This window comes from Acidovorax sp. NPDC077693 (assembly GCF_044542805.1).
Taxonomy (GTDB): domain Bacteria; phylum Pseudomonadota; class Gammaproteobacteria; order Burkholderiales; family Burkholderiaceae_C; genus Acidovorax.
This window is the reverse complement of the sequence record NZ_JBITVD010000001.1, coordinates 252,016-274,795: the sequence shown is the minus strand read 5'-3', so window position 1 is coordinate 274,795 and position 22,780 is coordinate 252,016. Positions and strand designations below refer to the sequence as shown.

The 22,780-nt window shown below is 67.5% G+C and carries 19 protein-coding genes and 1 tRNA gene; 7 read left to right on the top strand and 13 right to left on the bottom strand.

Annotation, left to right across the window (positions count from 1 at the left end):
• Nucleotides 1-69: 69 nt before the first annotated feature.
• From ACIGHN_RS01265 to ACIGHN_RS01250, 4 genes are all read right to left on the bottom strand, one after another.
• Nucleotides 70-1,302: a multidrug effflux MFS transporter gene (locus tag ACIGHN_RS01265; protein WP_056416098.1), complete on the bottom strand. Its 1,233-nt coding sequence runs from the start codon at nucleotides 1,300-1,302 to the stop codon at nucleotides 70-72.
• A 161-nt stretch (nucleotides 1,303-1,463) separates the two neighbouring features.
• Complete coding sequence (gene bcsZ, locus ACIGHN_RS01260; protein ID WP_396502949.1) at nucleotides 1,464-2,645, bottom strand: cellulose synthase complex periplasmic endoglucanase BcsZ; 1,182 nt, start codon at nucleotides 2,643-2,645, stop codon at nucleotides 1,464-1,466.
• Nucleotides 2,646-2,972: 327 nt separating this feature from the next.
• Nucleotides 2,973-3,048: transfer RNA gene (locus ACIGHN_RS01255), tRNA-Lys, on the bottom strand.
• 84 nt (nucleotides 3,049-3,132) lie between these two features.
• On the bottom strand, nucleotides 3,133-4,086 hold the full coding sequence (locus ACIGHN_RS01250) for an NAD(P)-dependent oxidoreductase (protein WP_326938704.1): 954 nt from the start codon (nucleotides 4,084-4,086) through the stop codon (nucleotides 3,133-3,135).
• A gap of 94 nt (nucleotides 4,087-4,180) precedes the next feature.
• Here ACIGHN_RS01250 and ACIGHN_RS01245 point away from each other — a divergent pair, with 94 nt between their 5' ends.
• Nucleotides 4,181-5,062 carry an alpha/beta hydrolase gene (locus ACIGHN_RS01245; protein WP_396502948.1) on the top strand — a complete coding sequence of 294 codons (882 nt, stop codon included), beginning with the start codon at nucleotides 4,181-4,183 and terminating at the stop codon, nucleotides 5,060-5,062.
• Between the two features lie 24 nt (nucleotides 5,063-5,086).
• On the opposite strand, the gene ACIGHN_RS01240 is transcribed toward ACIGHN_RS01245, so the two are convergent.
• The 3 genes from ACIGHN_RS01240 to ACIGHN_RS01230 all read right to left on the bottom strand — a co-directional run bounded on the left by ACIGHN_RS01240 (nucleotide 5,087) and on the right by ACIGHN_RS01230 (nucleotide 7,665).
• Nucleotides 5,087-6,064: a GMP reductase gene (locus ACIGHN_RS01240; protein WP_396502947.1), complete on the bottom strand. Its 978-nt coding sequence runs from the start codon at nucleotides 6,062-6,064 to the stop codon at nucleotides 5,087-5,089.
• A 271-nt stretch (nucleotides 6,065-6,335) separates the two neighbouring features.
• On the bottom strand, nucleotides 6,336-7,049 hold the full coding sequence (locus ACIGHN_RS01235) for a hypothetical protein (protein WP_396502946.1): 714 nt from the start codon (nucleotides 7,047-7,049) through the stop codon (nucleotides 6,336-6,338).
• Between the two features lies 1 nt (nucleotide 7,050).
• Nucleotides 7,051-7,665 (bottom strand): hypothetical protein, encoded by a 615-nt coding sequence (locus ACIGHN_RS01230; protein WP_396502945.1) that lies wholly within the window; start codon nucleotides 7,663-7,665, stop codon nucleotides 7,051-7,053.
• Nucleotides 7,666-7,730: 65 nt separating this feature from the next.
• Here ACIGHN_RS01230 and ACIGHN_RS01225 point away from each other — a divergent pair, with 65 nt between their 5' ends.
• The 5 genes from ACIGHN_RS01225 (at nucleotide 7,731) to ACIGHN_RS01205 (ending at nucleotide 13,013) form a co-directional block, all read left to right on the top strand.
• On the top strand, nucleotides 7,731-10,175 hold the full coding sequence (locus tag ACIGHN_RS01225) for a UvrD-helicase domain-containing protein (protein ID WP_396502944.1): 2,445 nt from the start codon (nucleotides 7,731-7,733) through the stop codon (nucleotides 10,173-10,175).
• Between the two features lie 215 nt (nucleotides 10,176-10,390).
• Nucleotides 10,391-11,008 (top strand): AAA family ATPase, encoded by a 618-nt coding sequence (locus ACIGHN_RS01220; RefSeq protein WP_235503993.1) that lies wholly within the window; start codon nucleotides 10,391-10,393, stop codon nucleotides 11,006-11,008.
• 413 nt (nucleotides 11,009-11,421) lie between these two features.
• Entirely contained in the window at nucleotides 11,422-12,030 is a 609-nt protein-coding gene (locus ACIGHN_RS01215) for a hypothetical protein (RefSeq protein ID WP_235503994.1), read from the top strand.
• A 166-nt stretch (nucleotides 12,031-12,196) separates the two neighbouring features.
• A complete protein-coding gene (locus ACIGHN_RS01210; protein WP_396502943.1) occupies nucleotides 12,197-12,820 on the top strand; it encodes an OmpA family protein in 624 nt (207 codons plus the stop codon).
• A gap of 10 nt (nucleotides 12,821-12,830) precedes the next feature.
• Nucleotides 12,831-13,013 carry a hypothetical protein gene (locus ACIGHN_RS01205; protein ID WP_396502942.1) on the top strand — a complete coding sequence of 61 codons (183 nt, stop codon included), beginning with the start codon at nucleotides 12,831-12,833 and terminating at the stop codon, nucleotides 13,011-13,013.
• 183 nt (nucleotides 13,014-13,196) lie between these two features.
• On the opposite strand, the gene ACIGHN_RS01200 is transcribed toward ACIGHN_RS01205, so the two are convergent.
• The 4 genes from ACIGHN_RS01200 to ACIGHN_RS01185 form a co-directional block, all read right to left on the bottom strand.
• Nucleotides 13,197-14,291 (bottom strand): DUF1513 domain-containing protein, encoded by a 1,095-nt coding sequence (locus ACIGHN_RS01200; RefSeq protein WP_396502941.1) that lies wholly within the window; start codon nucleotides 14,289-14,291, stop codon nucleotides 13,197-13,199.
• A gap of 67 nt (nucleotides 14,292-14,358) precedes the next feature.
• Complete coding sequence (locus ACIGHN_RS01195; RefSeq protein WP_396502940.1) at nucleotides 14,359-15,468, bottom strand: imelysin family protein; 1,110 nt, start codon at nucleotides 15,466-15,468, stop codon at nucleotides 14,359-14,361.
• 79 nt (nucleotides 15,469-15,547) lie between these two features.
• Nucleotides 15,548-17,038 (bottom strand): di-heme oxidoredictase family protein, encoded by a 1,491-nt coding sequence (locus ACIGHN_RS01190; protein ID WP_396502939.1) that lies wholly within the window; start codon nucleotides 17,036-17,038, stop codon nucleotides 15,548-15,550.
• Nucleotides 17,039-17,040: 2 nt separating this feature from the next.
• A complete protein-coding gene (locus ACIGHN_RS01185; protein ID WP_396502938.1) occupies nucleotides 17,041-18,255 on the bottom strand; it encodes an imelysin family protein in 1,215 nt (404 codons plus the stop codon).
• A 320-nt stretch (nucleotides 18,256-18,575) separates the two neighbouring features.
• Here ACIGHN_RS01185 and ACIGHN_RS01180 point away from each other — a divergent pair, with 320 nt between their 5' ends.
• Entirely contained in the window at nucleotides 18,576-20,801 is a 2,226-nt protein-coding gene (locus tag ACIGHN_RS01180; protein WP_396502937.1) for a PhoX family protein, read from the top strand.
• Between the two features lie 223 nt (nucleotides 20,802-21,024).
• Here the strand turns inward: ACIGHN_RS01180 and ACIGHN_RS01175 are convergent, their stop codons facing one another.
• Nucleotides 21,025-21,903 (bottom strand): iron dicitrate transport regulator FecR, encoded by an 879-nt coding sequence (locus ACIGHN_RS01175; RefSeq protein ID WP_396502936.1) that lies wholly within the window; start codon nucleotides 21,901-21,903, stop codon nucleotides 21,025-21,027.
• Entirely contained in the window at nucleotides 21,854-22,702 is an 849-nt protein-coding gene (locus tag ACIGHN_RS01170; protein WP_396502935.1) for a BPSS1780 family membrane protein, read from the bottom strand. The genes ACIGHN_RS01175 and ACIGHN_RS01170 overlap by 50 nt, the downstream gene beginning before the upstream one ends.
• Between the last annotated feature and the right edge of the window lie 78 nt (nucleotides 22,703-22,780).

Sequence of the window (22,780 nt, the reverse complement as noted above, 5' to 3'; positions counted from 1 at the left end):
CGTGATGCGTGATGCGTGACGACTGACGACTGACGATTGACGCAGCGCTTCACATCGGGGCCAGTCTCGTCACCCCACCGCTGCGGTGCGCCCGATGTCCGGCCACCGGTGGTGCAAGTACATCCACGCCCCCAGGCCCACGCACAGCATCAGCAGCGATGCCACCGCCAGCAGCACCGTGGAGTGCATCACCAGCGGCACGATGATGCCCGCGACCACTCCGTTGGCGGTGGAGCCCACGAAAGCCTGCATCGACGAAGCCATGCCGCGCCGCTCCGGGTACAGGTCGAGCACCAGCAGCGTCACCACCGGCACCATCAGCGCCCAGCCAAATGAAAACACGGCAATGGGTGCCAGTGCCCACGCCACGTGCACCGGAACCAGCAGATTGGCGGCCAGGTTCAGCACGGCCACGGTGAACATGATCACGAATCCATGCCGGATCTGGCGCTTGGGCGCGATCTTGCCCGCCAGGCGCCCGCTGAGCCAGGCGCCGCCCATGATCCCCGAGATCGTGAGGATGAAGAACCAGAAGAACTGCGTGGGCGCCAGCGCCAGATGCTCGCCCAGGAACGCCGGTGCCGCCAGCACGTACAGGAACATGCCGTTGAACGGCACCCCGCTGGCCAGCGCCAGCAGCACGAAACGCGGGCTCGAGCCCAGCTGCCAGTAGCCCCGCATCAGGTGCGGCACATTGAAGGGCTGGCGCAGGTCGGCGTGCAGGGTTTCGGGCAGCAACTTGAAGTTGGCGACCCACAGCACCACGCCCACCAGGGTTAGAAACCAGAAGATGCTGTGCCAGCCCGTGTGCACGAACAGCCACCCGCCCACGATGGGCGCAATCGCCGGTGCTACCCCGAAATAGATCGTGACCTGGCTCATCACCTGCTGGGCCCGCGCGGGCGGGAACATGTCGCGGATCACAGCCCGCGACACCACGATGCCCGCGCCCGTGGACAGGCCCTGCAGCGCCCGGAAGGCGATCAGTTGCCCGATGCTCTGCGACAGCGCGCAACCTGCCGAAGCGATGGTGAACATCGCAATGCCGCACAGCACCACCGGCCGCCGGCCAAAGCTGTCCGCCAGCGCGCCATGGAACAGGTTCATGAACGCAAAGCCGAAGAGGTACGCCGACAGGGTCTGCTGCATCTCCACCGGCGTGGCGCCCAGTGCCGTCGCGATGCCGGTGAAGGCCGGGATGTAGGTGTCGATGGAGAACGGCCCGAGCATGCCCAGGACTGCGAGCAGGGCGGCCAAGGCCCATTGCGGGGCGCGCCAGAGCGTGTGGGCGTTGGGATTCATGGGGCAGGGCGGTTGGGAGGCTTGAAGGCCGATGCATGCCTTGTGGGCACTGTGTGTGGATGCGCGTGCGGGGTGCGCAATCTTAAGGCGTCATGGCGGCGGCGAGGGTGCTGAGGTCCTGGGCGCGACGCAGCAGCATGGCCCCACGCAACACTTCGCGTTCACGATGCCTTGCGCTTTTGGGGCGTGAGCTGCCCCGACGCAGAGAAGCGGTACCAGCCGTCCATCCAGCCTTGTCCAAACAGCGAGAGCGTTTGCTCGTAGTAGGCGGTCGGCCGGATGGGCGTGGCCGCCAGCCGGCCGCGCTGCGCCTTCAGTGCGCTGTCATCCCCTTGCGCTTGCAAGAACGGCAGCAGCGCCGCAGAGAACCCGGCCGGGCCCGGACCGGAGCCTTGCCCGGTGAGCACGTCGACGTATTCCGGTGGATGGCCTTGTTCGCGCACCTGCCGCGCCATGGGTGCCAGCGCTGCCAGCACCGCCTTGCGGCCTGTCGTACCGGGCGCCAGCATGCCCGCCCACAGGTAGACGCGGATGGCGTTGTAGCCACCCTGGCCTTTCTCCTTGCCCTTTTCATCGACGAGGAAGCCTTGTTGCGCGTCGTACAGCGTCCAGTCGGGGGTGTAGCCCTTGGGGGACGACCCCACGATGATCTTCTCGGAGCTTTGCGCCAGCTGCTTCCATGCGGGCTGCGGGTACAGCGTGGCCAGCCGCTGCATCACCTGCAGCGGCATGTAGCTGGGGTTGAGCTTCCAGCGGCCCTCGCCCTCGACGAAGCCGCGCGGGCCGGGCAGGAGGCTCAGGCCCAACTGCGGAATGTCGGCCGTCTCCTCGGCCAGGATGCGCTGCGCCAGGCGCGCGCCGAGCGCGTGGTAGCGGGGTTCTTTCCACAGCCGCGCGGCCTCACCCAGCACGTAAGCGATCCAGATGTCGGCGTCCGACGCTGCGTTGCTGTCGATCACGCCCCAACTCCCGTCCGGGCGCTTGCCCCACAGCCAGGCAGGCAGCCGCGCGCCCAGGTCACCGCCGCACAGGTTGTTCTCGGTCCACCGCAGCAGCGTGTCGAAGCCCTTGCGGTCGTTGGCCACCAGCGCGAAGAACAGCCCATAGGACTGCCCCTCCGAATACGTCCGCCCGCCTTCCCCGTCGTCGGAGATCACACGCCCTTCGCCGCTCACGAACTGCGCCTTGAAGACGTCCCATCCCGGCCAGTGCCCGCCTTTGGACAACGACGGTACCGGCGCTGCGCTGGCGGCGGGCTGCGCGCGTGCAGCGGACCAAAGCGCCGGCGTCAACGCACTGGCTCCGATGAGCAAGGCTTTGCGTCGGTGCAGCGGTGATGGCATGGCGGGATCTCCTTGGGGGTGGTGTGCAAAAAGAGGCGGTGCGGGGTAGGCGGGCTGGGCGCCGCGCGTCGGCGGGTGTCGCCAGCGTCGGGACGAGAGAGTGTGCAGCCTCGCGTGGAGTGCACGTTGTAGGACGTCGGGCTATGGTAGCCCACCGCCGATGAACACAGAGGGAGGCTGCCCGGCCGGAGCTACGAGCGTGTGAATGCCATGCCCGTCCCGGTGAAAGTGATGGTCAATGGCGTGTGGCAGCACCGCTTCGGCAGTCCAGCGGCGCCACAATGACAAAAGCCGCTACAACGTGATGCTGTAGCGGCTTTTGCAGTTTGGTGGGTCCTGAGTGACTCGAACACTCGACCTACGGATTAAGAGTCCGCTGCTCTACCAACTGAGCTAAGAACCCAAACTTTTCGTAAATCTGTCTGCATTGCTGCAGAGCCTCGAATTATGCACTAGTTTTTCGGCACTTTGCAAGTGGTGCCAAAAATTATTGCTGCGCGTTGCGGCTGGCCAGCTCGATGAACAGGCCGCTGTGGTCCAGTTCGCCCAGGCCGTGTTCCACGCCTTCGGCGTACAGGTTTTCGAAGAGGGCGGTGATGGGTGCGTCGAACCCGATCTCGCCGGCGGTGGCCAGGGCGTTGCGCATGTCCTTGAGCTGCACCGCCATGCGGCCGCGGGGGGCGAAATCGCGTTCGACCATGCGCTGGCCGTGCAGCTGCAGGATGCGGCTGTCCGCAAAGCCGCCGCTGATGGCTTCGCGCACCTTGGCCATGTCGGCGCCGCCCTTGGCGGCGAACAGCAGCGCTTCGGCCACGGCGCCGATGGTGATGCCCACGATCATCTGGTTGGCCAGCTTGGTCAATTGGCCCGCACCGTGTGGGCCGACGTGGGTGGCACGGCCAAGGGCCTCGAACACGGGTTGGCCGCGGGCGAAGTCTTCGGGCCGCCCGCCGACCAGGATGGCCAGGGTGCCGTTTTCGGCACCCACGGTGCCGCCGGAGACGGGGGCGTCCAGGTGCGTGAGGCCCATCTCGCCCAGGCGGGCGGCGTGGTCGCGGGCTTCGCGGGGCTGGATGGACGCCATGTCGATGAAGAGCGCGCCCTTGCGCATGGCGCTGGCAGCGCCGGTGTCGAAAAGCACCTGCCCGACCACGGGGCCATTTTCCAGCAGGCTGACCACGATGTCGGCATGCTGGACGGCGCTGGCAGGAGTGTCATGCACGGTGATGCCGAACGCGGCCAGGGGCTCGGCCTTGGCGCGGGTGCGGTTCCAAGCGTGGACCTGGTGGCCCGCTTCGCGCAGGCGGCGCGCCATGGGGCGGCCCATCATGCCAATGCCGAGGACGGCGATGCGAAGCCGTGGAAGCTGCGGAAGTGGCGGGGTGGTGGTCATGGCGCTCTCCATCCTCTGATCATCCTCTGATGTTGTCTCTCTGGACATCATGGTCCCTTTTGCTGCGCGTGCCTGTCACGGAGCTTGCAGCTTGGCCCGATTGCCCAGATGATTCCGCAGCACAAAAAAAGGAGACACATCCATGAGCCTGCCCCTGAACGACCCCGCCTGGCTGGAGCGCATGTACAACAACCGCGCCCTGGTGCCCGACCACATGGACTACCTGCAGCGCTGGGCGAAGACGTCCGCCGACGTGCGTGCCAGCCAGCCCTGTGTGCTGGATGTGGCCTATGGCACCGGCGTGCGTGAGACGCTGGACATCTTCCCCGCGGCGCGCACCGCGCCGGGCGGTGTGCCGGTGCTGGTGTTCATCCATGGCGGGTACTGGCGCGCGCTCGACAAGTCCGACCATTCCTTCATCGCGCCGCCATTCACGCAGGCGGGTTTTTGCGTGGTGGTGGTCAACTACGCGCTGTGCCCCGGCACGCCCGAGGCGCCGGTGACCATCCCGCACATCGTGCGGCAGATGGAAAAGGCGGTGGCGTGGGTGGCGCGCAGCATCACGGGCCATGGGGGCGACCCGCGGCGCATCACGGTGGCCGGGCACTCGGCGGGTGGGCACCTGGCCGCCATGATGCTGACCAGCGTGTGGTCGCTGATCGGCAACGGCCTGCCCGATGGGCTGGTGCGCAGTGCGCTGTCGATCTCGGGCGTGCATGACCTGGAGCCGCTCAAGCACACGCCATTCCTGCAGGATGCCTTGCACCTGACCGATCAGCAGGTGCTGCAGGACAGCCCCTCGCGCCTGCTCGCTCCGGAGCACGGCATTCTGTACTGTGTGGCCGGCGGGGACGAGAGCGAAGAGTTTCGCCGCCAGAACGGCCTGATGCTGCAGTCCTGGGGTGAGCATTCGGTGCCCCGCTGCCAGATATTACCGGGGCTGCACCACTTCAGCATCCTCGACACGCTGGCCCAACCCGGCAAGGACCTGCACCACATGGCGCAGAACCTGTTGCGGAGGTAGGGCCGGCGGGCCGCGGCCTGGCGGCTACATCAGCAGGTGCTCGCCCGCGTTGTCGCCGCCCAGGATCACGTAGTTGACCTTGCGGATGTCCATCAGCTTCTTGCCACCGGCATAGCTGATGGAGCTTTGCACGTCCTGCTCCATCTCGATGAGCGTGTTGGCCAGCTGGCCCTTCACGGGCTCCAGGATGCGCTTGCCTTCGACGTGCTTGTACTCGCCCTTGTTGAAGTCGCTGGCCGAGCCGTAGTACTCCTTGAACAGCGCGCCATCGACCTCGACGGTCTGGCCGGGCGACTCTTCGTGGCCGGCGAACAGCGAGCCGATCATCACCATGCTGGCGCCAAAACGGATGCTCTTGGCGATGTCGCCGTGGCTGCGGATGCCGCCGTCGGCAATGATGGGCTTGGTGGCCACGCGCGCGCACCACTTCAAGGCCGACAGCTGCCAGCCGCCCGTGCCAAAGCCGGTCTTGAGCTTGGTGATGCACACCTTGCCCGGGCCCACGCCCACCTTCGTCGCGTCGGCGCCCCAGTTTTCCAGGTCGATCACGGCCTCGGGCGTGGCCACGTTGCCGGCAATCACGAAGGCGCCAGGCAGGTGCTGCTTGAGGTAGCCGATCATGTTCTTCACGCTGTCGGCGTGGCCGTGCGCGATGTCGATGGTGATGTACTCGGGCGTGAGGCCCAGGGCCACCAGTTGGTCCACGGTGTCGTAGTCGGGCTGCTTCACGCCCAGCGAGATGGAGGCGTAGCAGCCCTGCGCATGCATGTCCTTCACGAACTGGACGTTGTCGAGGTCGAACCGGTGCATCACGTAGAAGTAGCCGTTTTTCGCCATCCAGGTGCAGATCTGTTCGTCCACCACCGTCTTCATGTTGGACGGCACCACCGGCAGCCGGAAAGAGCGCCCGCCCAGCTCCACGCTGGCGTTGCACTCCGAGCGGCTTTCCACGAGGCACTTGCGGGGCAGCAGCAGAACGTTGTCGTAGTCGAAGATTTCCATGAGATTCCAAGCTCCATCAAAGGACGCAGCAAAACGATTTCTGCTGCGGTGGGCGCTTGGCCTGGCCCCGGCTTGGTTTGTGGGCGGGGCCGTGGTGGCCGCTCCGAACCCCGCAGTGCGCGGGCACAAAAAACCGGGCGTCAAGAAACTTGGGCCCGGTGATTGATTCTACCCGCCTGTTCAGTGCACGTTATAACGATGGGGGTATGACCGGTATGGCCTTCGGGCCTTCCGCGCCGGGGCTGCCCGATCTCGCGCCCACCGTTTCCGTTTATCGGCAGGCGGACTGCGCAGCGGCCACCATGCGCCCCTGCGCATCCTGCAGCCAGCCCACCATGCGCAGGCGCTCGGGCTTGGCGCCCTCAGGGATGCGCATGGGACGAATCTCCTTCCATCCGTACTGCTCTTTTTTTGATAGCTGGTTGCGCTTGTCCCAGCTGCCCTGCAGCATGTTTCGCACCACGTTCCGTGCTACCGCGGTGCCTTCGGTGCCCGCAGGGATCGACTCCACCAGCAGAAGGTGGAAAGTCCAGGGGCCAGGGGTTGCACCGCGCTGCGAGCCGCCGCGGGCCGGGCTCAGCGAAATCGCCGCGCCCAGGTAATCGTTGAAGGGCAGGCCATGCGCCACGCGCAGCCGGCCAGGCGCAGGGGCTTCGGTCGCGGCGATGTGCACATCCGATCGCGCCGGCGCGCTGCGCCCCAGCGCCTGCAGACGTGCCAGCGCATCGTTGGTGGCGGCGGCCGACAGCGGGGCGTCGTCGCCTGCGGCGGTCGGCACGATCCAGTCGATGACCAGTGCAGCGGACTGCGCCGACGGCGCAGGCGTGTTCGACTCACCCCAGCAGGCTTCGCAGTCTGCGCTGATGAAGCGCTCGAACACCGCGACGGGCCGGGGTTGGCCGTCGCTGGAGCAGGTGGCCTGCGCAGAAGCAAGCAGCGGCAGGCAGGCGCTGATGAGTGTGGCAGCAGCTATGGCAGACCGCATGTCAGGTACCGGTCCGGCATTCAGGGGGGAGCGGCGTACCCGGAAACACAACCTCAGGGCGGCATGGATCGGGTTTGCGCACCTGCCGGATGCCTGCGGTGTAGTCCTCTTGTGCAACCCGTGCAGCGGTGCTGTCGGGCATATAGGCTGTGAATTCGTAGCTGAGGTTCGTGAGGGTCTGAGATTCCACGCTGATGGCGTACTTGCAGGCAGCCTCCTGGGCCCACAGCTGGCTGCTGGACTGGGCAAGGCCCTTGGCCTGGATTTGAGGTGCGTAGTGGCTCTGCAGCACCAACAGGTTGCTGGTCACCCGGTACTGGGCCAGACCTTGCGCGTTGCGCATCGGGGTGTCCACCGTTTGCACCGTAGCAGGTGCCCACGTGCGCGGGCCGACCGCCTGGACCGGCCATGCAAAGGGCTGGACATGCGCAGCCATCCAGGCACACACGGCTGCATCCTGGGAGTACGTCAATGCAGGCATGGGCACAAGCGGCGGCACATCACCTGCACCGGGGCCTTCCTGCGCCGTATCTCCGTTGCCGCCGCCGCAGCCCGCCAGCACGACCGACAGTGTTGTTGCGCAAGCCAGCACGTGCCGGCGAATGTTGTCCTTCACAGCAGGTTCCTCCCATGGATGCATGTCACTGCATCATAGGACGAAGGCTTTCCTACAATGCCTGGATGTCCCCACAAGATTCGCTAGCTGGCTTCGAGCCCCTTTCTGCGTCCGCTGCGCAGCAGCCCACGTCGCCCCTGCTGCAAAACCTCAACGATGAGCAACTGGCCGCCGTCACGCTGCCGGCAGGCCACGCGCTGATCCTGGCGGGCGCGGGGTCCGGCAAGACGCGCGTGCTCACCACCCGCATCGCCTGGCTGCTGCAAAACGGCTACGCCACGCCCGGCGGCATTCTGGCCGTGACCTTCACCAACAAGGCCGCCAAGGAGATGGTGGCCCGCCTGTCCGCGATGCTGCCGGTGAACGTGCGCGGCATGTGGATAGGCACCTTCCACGGCCTGTGCAACCGCCTGCTGCGCGCGCACCACAAGGCCGCGGGGCTGCCGCAGTCGTTCCAGATCCTCGATACGCAAGACCAGCTCTCCGCCATCAAGCGCCTGTGCAAGCAGTACAACGTCGATGAAGAGCGGTTTCCGCCCAAGCAGCTGTCCTACTTTATCGCCAGCTGCAAGGAAGAGGGCATGCGCCCCGGCGACGTGCCCACGCACGACAGCGACAGCCGCAAGAAGGTCGAGGTCTACCAGCTGTACGAAGAGCAATGCCAGCGCGAAGGCGTGGTCGACTTCGGCGAGCTGATGCTGCGCAGCTACGAGCTGCTGCGCGACAACGAACCCATCCGCGAGCACTACCAGCGCCGCTTCGCGCACATCCTGGTGGACGAGTTCCAGGACACCAACAAGCTGCAGTACGCCTGGCTCAAGCAACTGGCCGGCAACGAGATCAGCGGGCGCTTCGAGGCGCGCGGCAGCGTGATCGCGGTGGGCGACGATGACCAGAGCATCTATGCATTCCGGGGTGCACGCGTGGGCAACATGGCCGACTTCGTGCGCGAGTTCGACGTGCAGCGGCAGATCAAGCTCGAGCAGAACTACCGCAGCTACAGCAACATCCTCGACTCGGCCAACACGCTCATCAGCCACAACAGCAAGCGCCTGGGCAAGAACCTGCGCACCACGCAGGGCCCTGGCGAGCCGGTGCGGGTGTACGAGGCCAGCACCGACCTGGCGGAGGCGCAGTGGATGGTCGACGAGATCCGGCAGCTCGTGCGCAGCGATGGCTTCGAGCGCAAGGAGATCGCCGTGCTCTACCGCAGCAATGCCCAAAGCCGGGTGATCGAATCGGCGCTGTTCAACGCCAGCGTGCCCTACCGCGTGTACGGCGGCCTGCGCTTCTTCGAGCGCGCCGAAATCAAGCACGCGCTGGCCTACCTGCGCCTGCTGGAGAACCAGCACGATGACACCAGCTTCCTGCGCGTGGTCAACTTTCCGCCGCGCGGCATCGGTGCGCGCAGCATCGAGGTGCTGCAGGATGCCGCCAAGACCGCCGGCTGCTCGCTGCACGACGCCGTGAGCGCCGTGCCCGGCAAGGCGGGCGCCAACCTGGGGGCCTTCGTCGCCATGGTGGACGTGCTGCGCGAGCAGACCCAGGGCCTCAACCTGCGCGGCATCATCGAGCAGATGCTCGAATCATCCGGCCTGCTGGAGCACTACCGCACCGAGAAAGAGGGCGCCGACCGCATCGAGAACCTGGAAGAACTGGTGAACGCGGCCGAGAGCTTCGTCACGCAAGAGGGCTTTGGCCGCGACGCCGTGGCCCTGCCGCTGGACGAGCATGGCACCCCGCTCTCGCAAAGTGCCGTGAGCCAGGGCCTGGATCCGAATGCCCCCGTGCTCGACGAGCCGCTGCCCCAGGCCGTGCCCGGCATCGTGGACATCGACACGGGCGAGACGCTCTCGCCACTGGCCGCCTTCCTCACGCACGCGGCCCTGGAAGCCGGCGACAACCAGGCCCAGGCCGGGCAGGACGCCGTGCAGTTGATGACGGTGCACGCCAGCAAGGGCCTGGAGTTCGATGGCGTGTTCATCGGCGGCATGGAAGAGGGCCTGTTCCCGCACGAGAACTCCGCCAACGAACGCGACGGCCTGGAAGAAGAACGCCGCCTGATGTACGTGGCCATCACCCGCGCACGCAAGCGCCTGTACCTGAGCCATTCGCAGACCCGCATGCTGCACGGCCAGACGCGCTACAACATCAAGAGCCGGTTCTTCGAAGAACTGCCCGAGGCCGCGCTCAAGTGGATCACGCCCAAGCAGCAGGGCTTTGGCACCTATGCTCCTCATTCAGGAGCTGGTGGCGCTTATGGATCCAGCGGTAGAGGTCCTTTTGGCTTCAAGTCCGAGACTTTCGCCAGCCCCCCGGTGCCGGTGCAGAAGGCGGCGCCGTCGCACGGCCTGCGCGCGGGCATCGCGGTGTTCCACACCAAGTTCGGCGAAGGCAAGGTGCTGGCGATCGAAGGCACGGGCGACGACGCACGCGCACAGGTCAGCTTTCCGCGGCATGGCACCAAGTGGCTGGCGCTGTCGGTGGCCAAGCTCACGGTGGTGGACTGAAGACAGCCCGCCATGCCGATGAGCAGCATGCTGTCGTGGCGCTTACCGATCAGGCCGAGTGCTGCAGGCCCTGGAAGTTGTCTGCCTCGGCTGTACGGCATATGTGGCGTGGTATGGCTTTTTCAGGGGCAGTGCGGCAGGCCTGGCATGCCGTCCGTCAGCCCTGCTTGTCACTCCGGTGAGCGCCGTAACCCACCACCGCTGAAAGGCATGTCGTGAGCGTTGCGCCCATTCTTTCTCCTGCCGGTGGCCTCGCCCTTGTGGTGCTGGGTGGACTGCCAGGCGTGGGCAAGAGCACGGTGGCGCGCGCGCTGCTGGCGCAGTGGCGCGCGGTCTACCTTCGCATCGACACCATCGAACAGGCATTGCGGGATTCCATGGCTCTGCAGGGCGATGTGGGGCCTGCCGGCTACGTGGTGGCCTATGCCCTGGCGCGCACTCAGCTGGCGCAGGGCCTGCCGGTGCTGGTGGACTGCGTGAACCCCTTGGCGGTAACGCGCCATGCGTGGCACGCCGTGGCGCGGGATGCGCAGGCGCCGTGCTTGGATGTGGAGATCATCTGCTCCGACATCCACGCGCATCGGCAGCGGGTGGACACACGGCCCACCGATGTGCCGGGGCTCGTGCCGCCCCGATGGGAGGCCGTGCTCCAGCATGACTACGCGCCGTGGCCGGAAGGCGGGCACAACCGCGTGGAGGGGATGAAGAGCAGTGCAGATGCCTCTCGAATGGTGATCGACACGGCTGCCCACACTGCAGAACAGGCCGCGGCCAAGGTGCTTGCCGCGTTGCGCGCATTGACGGTTCGCGCTGCTGGCCGCGGTCGCGATTGAACCTGCTACAGCAACGTCTCCGGGTGGCGGCGGGCCCGCGCCATCGGGCCTTCATCGCAAGCGTGCTGCCACGATGCAAGGGTGAGCTTCATGGCTGTGGGAGTGTTTCGTGCTTCGCAATGCTGTAACGCGCTGTGACGGTGTTCATTGAGTTTTCATAACTCGGAGGAACGACGGATTGCCCGGCACTATGGCCCTTGGCCTCCGTGCGCAGCCTCGTGGCGCGTTGAACGGTCTAGTGCAGCGCGGCAAGGTTGCCTACAACTCCTTACCCCTGCGCGGCCAGGGTCTCCAAGAATTGTTCAACGCATGGCGCCCACCCCCTGCTCCCGGGCGTGCACTGCGATCCATTCTGGGAGGAAACCATGGCATCAATCCCGTCGCGAGACGCACCCGAGACTCGGAGCAAGCCTGTGAGCCGGACTGCCGCCGCAGTGCTGCTCGCCAGCTGGCTGGTCGCCTGCGGTGATCGCGTCAACGAGCCCGTGGCATCACCGCCGACCGGGGCGGCAGCGGCGCCATCGCCGGCCTCCCCTGCTATGCCCGCAGTGCCTGCCGCACCGGCCTATCCTGTGGCGGCTGCTGCAGCGCCGGCTTCGCCGGCACACCCGTCTACCGCTGCTGTGCAGGCCGCACCCGTCAAGTTGCCGCTGGCCGTACAGGGGGTCGCACCTGCAGGGCTGACTGTGCGCATCAAAGGTGCCGAAGTGGGTGGCGATGCCACCGTGCTGGACGTGAGCATCTCGTTCGCCAACCGCATCACCAACTCGACGATGCTGGCGCTGGCCGACACCTACCTGCAGGACGAAAGCGGCGCCAAGCTGCACATCCAGCGCCCCGAAGGCAACCGGGACATCACCATCCGCGAGGGGCAAACGCTGGAGGGGCAGCTCGTCTTCATGGGCAGTGTGGCCCCCAGTGCGCGGCAACTCAAGCTGGTGTTCAACGACGGCAACCAGGGCGACAACATCGTGGCACCTGGCCTGGCCATCGACGTGCCACTGCCCGCCGCCAAGGGCTGACCGCGTGGCGTGTGGTCCATTCAGTCCAGCCCCGAAAGGACGGGTGCTGGCGGTGGTGGCAGCGAGGGCCACCGGAGTCGCTGCGACGCTGCTGATGACCGCGTCGGCGGGCTGGGCACAGCAGGTGCCAGGTGCTGATGTGCGCAGCGGCCGGTCGCTGAAACACGTGCCCACGCAATTGCGGCTGGCTGCCGCGGCTCCCGCCACACGGCTCAGCCCGGAGAATGCGCAGGGAGCGCTAGGCGCATCATCGCGGCAGACCTCGCTGCAGGGCGCAGCGCCTGCCACCTCGCTGGGCGCAGCAGCGCAGCCGCCGGCGACGCTGCTGCGGCAGGCGGAGGTGCCGCCGCAGCGGCTGGCCATCACCCGCAGCTTGCTCGCAGAGCTCCGTGCGCGGCCTACTGCGCAGCAGGCAATCTCCATCGACCTGCCTGCCGACGTGCTGTTCGACTTCGACAAGGCCGACCTGCGGCCCGATGCGCTGCCCACGCTGCAGAAGGCAGCAGAGCTGATCCAGAGCTATCCGCGCGCGCCGTTGCGCGTCGTGGGCCACACCGACAGCAAAGGCTCCGATGGCTACAACGACACGCTGTCGCAGCGCCGCTCCCAGGCGGTGGCGCAAGCGCTGCAAGAGCGCACGGGCCGCAGTGCCGCAGCGCAGGGGCGCGGCAAGCGCGAACCTGTGGCTGCCAACACCACGCCGGACGGCCAGGACGACCCCGCGGGCCGCCAGCGCAACCGGCGCGTGCAGATATTGATCGAGCCACCGGCGGGTGGCGTCCCCTCATGAAGGAGAGCTTATGGCGTTGATCACATGCCCCGACTGCAACCGACAGGTGTCCTCGCTGGCCGTGGCCTGTCCGGGGTGCGGCTACCCCATCGCGTCGGCCCATGGCGGGTTGAGCCCGGGCGGGCAGAAGCCGCTCAGCGCCCTGCAGTCGCCCCAGGTGTGGGGCCGTGTGACCGGCGTGGTGGGCGCCTAGCTGGTCGCTCCGTGGATCGCCCGCATGCTGGCCGTGGTGGGGGCCTGCGTGATGGGGTACTTTCTGTTTCGGGGCGGCCGCCAGTGAGCGGATGAATTGAGTACTGCTGGGCGCGGTGCAGCGCGGCGCGGTGATTCCGCCTGAAGCAGAGGCCGTAGCAGCCGCCGGTTCGCAACCGCGTCGTCAGAGACGCACCCAGTGGTTGTCCATGCGCGCACCGGCCAGGGCGGGGGCATGCGGATGCGCGACAGGGCGGTCCCCCTGCGCGTCCTGCAGGGTGCGCGTGAGCCCTGCCGCCCAGAGCTGGTCTTGCGCATCGGCGGCCAGCGCGCATACTTCTTCGAGCGGAATCAGTCCGCGCCAGGTGCCGTCGGCCGCGAAGTGCGCCACGCCGTCGACCCGGGGGCAGCTCACCGCCCAGCCAGCGCGGGTTGCGGCAATGCTGCCACCGTAGCCAGACAGCGACCGCGGCGCCGCATGCGTCGTCAGCTGTTGTCCATCGAACCGCGCCAGGATGGGCGCCGCCGCCTTGGCGGCGCTGTCGCCATGCTCGGCCTGCAGCGCAATGCCCAGTGTCTTGCCATCGGGGCTCCACGCCAGGTGGCGCAGGCTCAGGCGTTTGTCCTCCAGCCGCCATTGGCCCAGCAGGTCGCCCTTGCGGCCGTCGAGCCGCACCAGAGACGAATCCATGGTGTCCAGATCGCGCTTGACCCGGCCCGTTTCAGGCGATGTGGGCACGCCGCCGTTGGCAACGATCAACGTGGGCGCGCCACGACTGCCGGTGTCCCAGATCAGTTCGTGGGCGTCGATGCCGTGGGTGGGCCACTCGGCGATTTTTTGCAGCGTGGCGGCATGCCGCACGCCGATCAAGCTCTGGCCGGTTTCCGTATCGGTTTCGGTGGTGTAGACGCGTTGGCCGTCCGGGCTGCACAGTGCATGGCCATTGAAGGAGCGCTCTCCGTCCTGCCACAGCCACAGGGGTGGGCGGTCGCCCCGGCCTGGCTGCCAGTGCACCATCCAGTCGCCCGGTCGGCGGGACACGGCCAGCACCGCGCCGCCGGGCAGCACGCACAGGCCATGGGCGCGGGTCGGCACCTCCATCGCAGCGCGCACCTGCAGGGCCTGGCCCGCGCCTTCGTGCGCTGACAGCGAGCCTATGTAGAAGCTTCCCTCGCGCTCCCAGGCAGCCGCGAGCGAGATGCCTGCAGGGCCGCCTGCGCCGGTGCTGGCCCATGCACTGCGCGGCAGCACCGTCCACGCGCTGAGGCCAGCGAGCATGGCCAGCACCTGCCGCCGGTTCTGCCCGAGCAAGGGGGGCGCTGGCTGCGCGCAGGGGTTGTGTTTGCTAGTCACCGTCCGCATCCGAAAACCCGATGCTCACCTGCAGCGCAGGCGCCACTTCGGATTCGGCCAGAAATTTCAGCGCCGTCAGGTCCTTGGCCGTCTGCTGGATGGACGCCTTGTTCTGCAGGCCCGACTTCTGCACCTGGGCCATCGACGCGTCGACCTTGTCGGTGGCCTGGCGCAGCTTGTCGGCCAGCGGGTTCAAGCCCTTGCCGCGCAGGTACATCTCCAGCGGCACCAGGGCTTCGCCGGCGGCAGGGATGTCGGCGCTGGCGGGCAGGGTGGTCACGCTGCGCAGGCCGCCCCAGGTGGCCGCCCAGGCCGCCAGCGTGGTGCCGCTGGCGGTGCGGGGGTAGTCCGGCGTGCGCGTTCCCTGGGCTGCGCGCAGGGGTTTGTCCATCTGTGCCCAGCGCAGGCGCTCGATGCCGCCCACCCACTGGTTCACGAATTCGCTGATGGCCGCAGTGGACGCCTCCTGCTCGTCCTCGGCGCCCCAGTCGGTGGTCGCCGCGTCGGCGTAGGCCTTGGCCAGTGCAGCGGATTCCCGCGCCACATCCTGCGCCACTTCGTGCGCGTAGCTGCAGGCAGGGCTGCCGGGCTGGGCCGGGCGCGTCCACAGCAGCCATTCCAGCGCGGGCAGGCCCTTGGCAGGCGTGCCGATGCGCTCGAAGGCCTTGGCGCCCTGGGGCTGGGTGGCGACAGCTTTTTCGATCAATGCGGGGCGCGTGGGCGTGAAGTCGATGGCGCGCTGGCTGCGGCGTGCGATGACCGGGCCGACGGACACGGCGGCGAGCTGCTCCCACGAGCGGGCCGTGGCCTGCCAGGCGGTGCGTGCGGACTCGAGCGCGGCCTTGCCGTTTGCCGCCGAGGCCTGGCACAGGGCCGCCACGGCGGGCACGAGGGCGCGGGCATCGCGGTCAAAGTCCTGTGAGCGTGGCAGGGCCCAGTGGCCGTAGATGCCTTGCAGCGCATGCACCGTGTCGTAGAACGGTACGGCGTTGCGCTGCCAGGCTGGGATGGCGGGTGCAGTGGGCGCCGCAGACTGTGCCTGCGCTGTGAGAGGGGGCAGGGTGGCCAGCAGCAGGGCGGCTGCAAGGAGGGATGTTTTCATCGCCGGGCCGCCCCAAGATGAAACGCGGCCCCCTCGGGGGGCAGCGACCACACGGAGTGGGGAGCGTGGGGGTAAATTCTCATAGTGACTCCACGAATTTCACGAGCGCATCCCGGTCGGCCTTCTTCATCTTCAGCACCTGGTCCTTGGCCTCTTCGGCCTCGCCGCCATGCCACAGCACGGCTTCGAGCACGCCGCGCGCGCGGCCGTCGTGCAGCAGGCGGGTGTGGCCGTTCACGTCCTTGATCAGGCCCGTGCCCCACAGCGCAGGCGTCTTCCACTGCCGGCCGTTGGCACCGAAGTCGGGCCGGCCGTCGGCCAGGCGCTCGCCCATGTCGTGCAGCAGCAGGTCTGTGTACGGAAAGATGCGTTGTCCGCTCAGCGCCTTGCTCGTCAGTTGCGGAAACGGCCCCTCTTTGGTGACGTAGCTCGGGCGGTGGCAGGTAGCGCACTGGGCCTGGCTGAACAATGCCTGGCCGCGCAGCACCTGTGCATCGTTGATGTTGCGGCGCGCGGGCGGGGCCAGCGTGGCTTGGTAGAAGATCACGTCGGCGAGGGTCTTGTCGTCGATCTCGACGCCGGGCTGGCCTTGCTCGCCACCGCTCTTGCCGCTGGGGGCGGCCAGGCAGTCCTTCTGCGTGGGCGTGCAGGCCTCTTGCGCGAAGTGGCGCGAGGTGATGCCCATGTCGCCCAGGAAGGCGCCGCCCGTCTGGTGCGCGATGGTGGCCACGTTGGCCTTCCAGCCGAAGCGCCCCGTCATCATGCGGCCGGCAGGGCCGTCCCACACCTTGTTGGGCACGCCCTTGATGGGGCCCGGGGCGGCGGCCTGGTCTGCCGCGTTGGCCAGGATGTCGGCCTCGGCAATGGCTTCGAGCAGGCCCACGCCGATGATCTGCGGCGCGATGCGCGGGCTGGTCATCACGTCCTTGTGCAGGGGGCCGTAGCCCAGGTCGGCAAAACCGTAGACGGGCTTTTGCAGCGTGTAGGGCGTGCCGTCGGCAAACTTGCCTTTGATGGTGTCGTAGCGCAGGGTCACGCGGCCTTCGGGCTTGACGCCCTGGATGGCCGCGTTGTTGAACTGGTCGCCGTACACCGGGTCGTGCACCGGCCCGCCGTGCACGTCGGTGCCGGGGATGGACAGGCGTATCAGCAGGGCCACGGTGGGGTCCTTCGTTTCGCCCAGGCGGTTGAAGATCGCTGGCGGCTCGCCCCGGCCGTCCTGCACGTGGCAGCCGCCGCACGAGCGCGCGATGAAGTGCGGGCCGAGGCCGTCGCGGGCTTTGGTGGACGCGGGCGCCTCCACCCAGTTGCGCCGGAAGAACGAGTTGCCGATGACGAAGCGCGTGCGCTCCTCGTCGGTCAGGTTGGCGGCCGGGAACGAGAAGGCATTGCGCCCGGTGGCGAACACCGTGGTCTCGCCGCCGGTTTTTTCGCCCAGCGGGTCAGGCTGGGGCGCTGCCGTCAACGACTGCAGGCCCAGGCCGCCGAAGCCGGCGATTGCGACGATGCCGATGCTGGCTGCCGCCAGGCGCACGGTGCGCCGGCGGGCAATGGCTTGCGCAGGCTTCATGCTCAAGGCTGGACCAGGGTCAGTTTGGTGATGCCGATGGCATTGGCTGCGGCCACCAGGTCTTTGCTTTGCTGCGTGAGGCTGTCGATGGTCTTCTGGATGCGCTGGCGGCCCGGCGCGTCCTTGCCGCCGATGATCTCGCGGTCGAACGGTGCCTGGATACCCTCGGCTGCAGCCACCGAGGCGGCGATCTGCTTCGTGACCTTGTCGGCCAGCGCCACGTCCTTGGCGGCCACAAGGTCGCGTAGCGATGCGCCCTTGACCGCGCTGCCGTCGGCACGCTGGTACTCGCCCAGCCACACGTTCTGGATGCCCTTGGCGTTGGTCACCGCGTCGCGGTGGGTGTTGTCCGAAAAGCACGAGTGCTCGTCTTCCTGGTCCTGGCTGTTCAGGGCCACTTCCAGGCGTTCGCCAGCCAGCTCGCCGCGCGAGAGCGAGCCCAGGCCTACCAGCATCTTGCGAACGGACTCCTGGCCGCCCTTGACGAAGCGGGTGCGGTAGTTGTTCTTGGCGTCCGGTGCCCAGGCCTTCACCAGCGAGGTGAGGTCGTCGATGAGCAGGTCGGTCACCACGGTCAGGTACTGGCGGCGGCGGTCGGCGTTGGGGGCCTTGCCGTCCACGAAGTCCTCGAAGTTGCGATCGCCCGGGCCGGTCTCGGACAGGTCCTGGCCCCACAGGAAGAACTCGATGGCGTGCCAGCCGGTGGCGATGTTCTCTTCGCCGCCGCGCTCGTTCTGCGCAGACAGGTTCTTCTTGCTGATCACGAACTTGCGGTTGTTCACCAGGCCCGCGTTGGGCTTGCCCTGCACGCTGTCGACGAACGATTCGTCCATGGGCCAGGCGTTGATGCGGCCCTCGGGCCCGTTGTCGTTGTCGATGGGGCCGCCGTAGAAGCGGAAGGCCTCGGTCTGGCCGTAGAACTCGCGCGCGGCCAGCCACTTCTTGCGGGCGTCGGCCAGCGTGTCGGCCGAAGGCTTGGCCGTGAAGGCCGCCACGGCTTCGCGCAGCGCCTGGGCGCTGGCGAGCGTGTCGGCGTAGTTGGCGTGCACCAGCTGTGCGTAGTGCGCGGCCACGGCCTGGTTCGTCACGGCCTGCTGTGCCTGGGCCTGCGAGGGTGCTGCTGCAGGGGCAACGGTTTGCGCGCCGACGCCAGTGCTGTATGCACAGGCGGACAGTGCGGCCACCAGCAGGGAAGTCTTCAGGGAGGGGAACGTCATGCAGGGGTCTCCAAGGAATCGCGCAGGCTGCCGCACGGGCGGCCTGTGGCCGGGCGTGGCACCGCGAGGAAATGGCGGGAACGGAGAGGCCGCACTTGGCTGGGTGAGCCCGCGCACCGGTCTGTGCTGGGGCGCGGTAGTGGCTGGGTGGGCGGTGGGAGCCGAAATTATACAAATGGTAGTGATTCGTATTCGACCCAATCCCCTTGCGCGCGGCCGGGATCGGCTGTCACGAAACCGACGCAAAAACTTCACGGCGATGTCACCTGCGGTTTCTACGCTCCACAGGCTTTGTAACCAATAACCCCCGAGGAAGAACCATGACCCACCGTGTGGATGCGCCCGAGCAGGCCATTGACTTCAACAACGAGAACGCCAACACCTCCGCCAACCCTACGTTCGAGTCGGTGCTGGGTGCACGGCTGTCGCGCCGTGGCCTGCTGCGTGGCAGCGTGGGGTCGGTGGGCACGGCCATGCTGGCTGGCTTTGGCGTGAGCGCCTGCGGCGGCAGCGACGACCCAGCGGTGACACCGCCACCCACTGGCTCCAAGCTGCTGGGCTTTGGTGCGGTGCCCAAGAGCCTGGCAGACGTGGTAGCGGTGCCTGCGGGCTACACCGCCAGCGTGATCTTCGCACTGGGCGACCCCATCGCTGCAGGCGTGGCTGCGTACAAGAACGACGGCACCGACGGTGATTTCGACAAGCGCGCTGGCGACCACCATGACGGCATGGAATGGTTCGGCCTGGGCGCTGACGGCAAGCGCAGCGACAACGCCACGGAACGCGGCCTGCTGGCCATCAACCACGAAGCCACGACCGACGAGAAGCTGTCCTCGTACTTCCTGCATGCCAACGGCGGCACCACCACCTTGCCCCGTCCCGCAGCGGAAATCGACAAGGAAACGGCCATCCACGGCATCGCCGTGATCGAAGTGGCAAAGTCCGGTGGCAAGTGGGCCTACGCGCAGAACTCTGCGCTGAACTTCCGCCTCACCTCGCTCAGCCCCATCGAGATTTCGGGCCCGGCCCGCGGCAATTCGCAGCTGTTCACCAAGTTCTCGCCCACCGGCACCACCACCCGCGGTACGCTGAACAACTGCGGCACGGGCAAGACGCCCTGGGGTACCTTCCTGACCGGTGAAGAAAACTGGTTTGGCTACTTCACGCGCGGCGCCGCGGACGACGCCGCACGCGGCAACGACAAGAGCGTGACGTCCCTCAAGCGCTATGGCCGCACCCAGGGCGCAGCATCGCGCCACGGCTGGGAAAGCGGCGGCGCCGACGACAAGTACCAGCGCTGGAACAACAGCAAGACCGGCACGTCGGTGGACGGCACGGACGACTACCGCAACGAGATGAACGGCATGGGCTACATCGTCGAGATCGACGCCTACGACAAGACCCGCATGGCCAAGAAGCGCACGGGTCTGGGCCGCTTCGCGCACGAGAGCGCAGCGTTCGGCAAGGTGGTGGCCGGCCAGCCGCTGTCCATCTACATGGGCGACGACTCGCGCGGCGAGTACATCTACAAGTTCGTATCCACCGCTACGTGGAACGCGGCCGATGCCAATGCCAACGACCGCCTGGCCATTGGCGACAAGTACCTGGACAGCGGCAAGCTGTACGCAGCCAAGTTCAACGCCGACGGCACCGGCAGCTGGGTGGAGCTGTCGCTCACCAACACCGCCATCAGCGGCTACACCACGTACAAGTTCGCCGACGCGGCCGACATCGTCATCAACACCCGCCTGGCCGCAGACGCCGTGGGTGCCACCAAGATGGACCGCCCCGAGTGGAACGCCGTGAACCCCGCCAATGGCGAGGTGTACTTCACGCTGACCAACAACAGCGCCCGCAGCGCGAACCCTGGCAGCGGCCAGTACCTGCCTGATGCGGCCAACCCCCGTGCCTACACCGACATGAAGGGCACCACCAAGCAGGAGGGCAACCCCAACGGCCACATGGTGCGCCTGAAGGAAGGCACATCCGTCCTGGCCTTCAGCTGGGACGTGTACCTGTTCGGCGCCGAAGCCAGTGCCGACAAGACGCTGATCAACATCTCGGCCCTGACGGACGAGCAGGACTTCTCCAGCCCCGATGGCCTGGCTTTCAGCAAGGCCACGGGCATCTGCTGGATCCAGACCGATGACGGTGCCTACACCGACGTCAGCAACTGCATGATGATGGCGGCCGTACCCGGCCAGGTGGGCGATGGCAGCAAGAAGACGCTGACGTACACCAAGACCGACGGCAGCAAGTTCGACGTCGTCACGCCCGTGGGCAAGGCGGCCACGGCCGATACGCTCAAGCGCTTCCTGGTGGGCCCCAAGGGCTGCGAGATCACCGGCCTGACCGAAACGCCGGACGGCAAGACGATCTTCGTGAACATCCAGCACCCGGGCGAATCCACCGGCATGGCCAACCTGGCCGACCCCGCCAAGTTCCAGAGCCAGTGGCCTGCCAACGCCGGCTACGGCGCAGGCAAGCGTCCCCGTTCGGCCACCATCGTGATCACGAAGAACGACGGCGGCAACATCGGTACCTGAGATCGGAGTGCGGGAGGGCTGACCTCTCGCGCGTTCGCATCGAGCTTTCAGGCCGGCCCCATGGGGTCGGCCTTTTTTGCGTTGTGGCACCGCTGAAGGGCTTTGATTGGCGGTGACTTGCAGTGATTTGCAGCAAGGCGCAGTGGCGGATAGCAATGCTCACTCATGGCCGCCAATGCCACCGATGTCCCTGATGGGCAGTGACGCCCCGGGCGCCGCTGTCTCAGTAGTCGGAGCCGTAGGGAGACGGGGGGCTGGCGCGGTACGTTGGCGCGGGTGCTGGTGTCGATGGAGGCGCTGACGCCGGTGAGGACGCTGGCGTGGACCCCGCCGGTGCAGGTGATGCGTTGCTCCCGCCAGGCGCTGCGGGGTAGCCCATCTGCCCGGTGCCGTCCTTGGTACCCTTGCGACCCGCAATCTGCCACGCGGTGCGCTGCTGGATCAGGCTGGCCAGGAACTCCATCTCCTCGTCCGTGTGGTTGATGGCGCCCGCGGGCGTGAGCAGGCGGCCATTGCGCGGCGCGTTCTCGACCCAGAACGACTGGTGGTAGGACGCCTCGCTCACCACGCTCTCGCCGCCGGTGGCCAGGTCCACGATGCCGTAGCAATTACAGAAATATCCCCGGTTGCCCTGGTCCGCAAAGACCTCGGCATACACCCCCGTGCCGCGGATGCCCGCGGTGGCCGTGGGCAGGATGACCTTGCGGTCGGCGCCCTTGCCCCACACGCTGGCCACGGCACCGCTGACGAGGCGCAGTACCTTGACGGCGGTGGGCGTGTCGCCCTCCAGCGCCACGTGGGAGTTCTGGCGCACCAGGAAGGCGCCGTCGCCCACGGCAAACACCACCGTGGCGCCCGGGCCGGTCTCGATGCGGTCTCCCGCGGTGATGGTGTGCTGCGGGGTCAGCGCCTCACCGTTGCGCCGCACGTCGCCGCGCAGCTCCACGATGTTGCTGCGCGACTGGGCCTGGGCGGCCGTCCAGCCGCCACCGGCCACCCAGAGCGCGGCCGCCTGCAGCAGGCTGCGGCGCCGGTGCCAGACCAGCTCGTCTTCAGTGCGGCCCAGCAGCTGGGTCGGATGGCGGGGGCGTTGGGGTGTCATGGGTGGCCTCTTCAGACGGGTGGTGGGGCGGCTCGAAACAATCGCGGAAGGTGAACACGATCGAGGTGAAGAACATGGCGGCCAGCATCATCGCGGCACCCACCATCACACCACCGGAGGCCGCGCCGCTCAAGCCCATCGCCGCCAGGAGCGCTGCCGCCAGCGTCACGACCACGCCGCCCAGCAGGAACACGCCCAGCCAGCCCAGCCCGTAGACCATGAAGGCGCCGAAGTTGCGCAGGCAGGCCACGATGCTGAAGAACAGCGCCTTGACCGGCGGCACGCCATGCCAGTGCACCAGCCCGGGTGCATGCCAGAACAGCAGCGACAGCGGCAGGTACAGCAGCATGGCCGTCCACATGGCGCTCTGGAAGGCCGCGTCTTCTGCCATCTCCTTGGTCAGGGGCGCGCCGCCCAGGTACACCTTGGCAAACTGGCCGCCGTCGATCAGGGCCGACAGCCCCATCACCGCGAGGAACCCCACGGCGTACAGGGCGCCCAGGACCAGCATGTCGCGCAGCCGCTGCTGCCCGGTGCGAAACGCCACCAGCAGCACGGCCGGCGTGGGAAACCGCCCCTGCGTGGCTTCGGCCGCCGCCACCATCATCGCCAGCGTGGCCGATGGCAGCAGCGCCAGCGCGATGGCCGGCCCCACCAGCGGGATCAACGTGGCCAGCGACATGGCCGCCATGGTCATGAAGAACAGCGCCGCCAGCGCCATGGGCTGCCGCCAGAACGCGCGGACGCCCAGCTTGACCCAGGTCATGCCGGTGCGGGCGGGAACGATGTGGAGTTTCATGAATGCAATCGGGAAGAAAAGAGGAACTGCGCCCGCCTGTGCCATCTCCCACCGCCCTGGCCGGGGCCCGCGGCAAAG

Coding starts and splice junctions, on each gene's coding strand:
- ACIGHN_RS01190 (WP_396502939.1), bottom strand. CDS start 17,038: ATGAAGCCTGCGCAAGCCATTGCCCGCCGGCGCACCGTGCGCCTGGCG.
- ACIGHN_RS01245 (WP_396502948.1), top strand. CDS start 4,181: ATGAGCCTGCCCCTGAACGACCCCGCCTGGCTGGAGCGCATGTACAAC.
- ACIGHN_RS01180 (WP_396502937.1), top strand. CDS start 18,576: ATGACCCACCGTGTGGATGCGCCCGAGCAGGCCATTGACTTCAACAAC.
- bcsZ (WP_396502949.1), bottom strand. CDS start 2,645: ATGCCATCACCGCTGCACCGACGCAAAGCCTTGCTCATCGGAGCCAGT.
- ACIGHN_RS01185 (WP_396502938.1), bottom strand. CDS start 18,255: ATGACGTTCCCCTCCCTGAAGACTTCCCTGCTGGTGGCCGCACTGTCC.
- ACIGHN_RS01235 (WP_396502946.1), bottom strand. CDS start 7,049: ATGCGGTCTGCCATAGCTGCTGCCACACTCATCAGCGCCTGCCTGCCG.
- ACIGHN_RS01250 (WP_326938704.1), bottom strand. CDS start 4,086: ATGTCCAGAGAGACAACATCAGAGGATGATCAGAGGATGGAGAGCGCC.
- ACIGHN_RS01200 (WP_396502941.1), bottom strand. CDS start 14,291: ATGCTCGCTGGCCTCAGCGCGTGGACGGTGCTGCCGCGCAGTGCATGG.
- ACIGHN_RS01205 (WP_396502942.1), top strand. CDS start 12,831: ATGGCGTTGATCACATGCCCCGACTGCAACCGACAGGTGTCCTCGCTG.
- ACIGHN_RS01225 (WP_396502944.1), top strand. CDS start 7,731: ATGTCCCCACAAGATTCGCTAGCTGGCTTCGAGCCCCTTTCTGCGTCC.
- ACIGHN_RS01195 (WP_396502940.1), bottom strand. CDS start 15,468: ATGAAAACATCCCTCCTTGCAGCCGCCCTGCTGCTGGCCACCCTGCCC.
- ACIGHN_RS01175 (WP_396502936.1), bottom strand. CDS start 21,903: ATGACACCCCAACGCCCCCGCCATCCGACCCAGCTGCTGGGCCGCACT.
- ACIGHN_RS01265 (WP_056416098.1), bottom strand. CDS start 1,302: ATGAATCCCAACGCCCACACGCTCTGGCGCGCCCCGCAATGGGCCTTG.
- ACIGHN_RS01170 (WP_396502935.1), bottom strand. CDS start 22,702: ATGAAACTCCACATCGTTCCCGCCCGCACCGGCATGACCTGGGTCAAG.
- ACIGHN_RS01240 (WP_396502947.1), bottom strand. CDS start 6,064: ATGGAAATCTTCGACTACGACAACGTTCTGCTGCTGCCCCGCAAGTGC.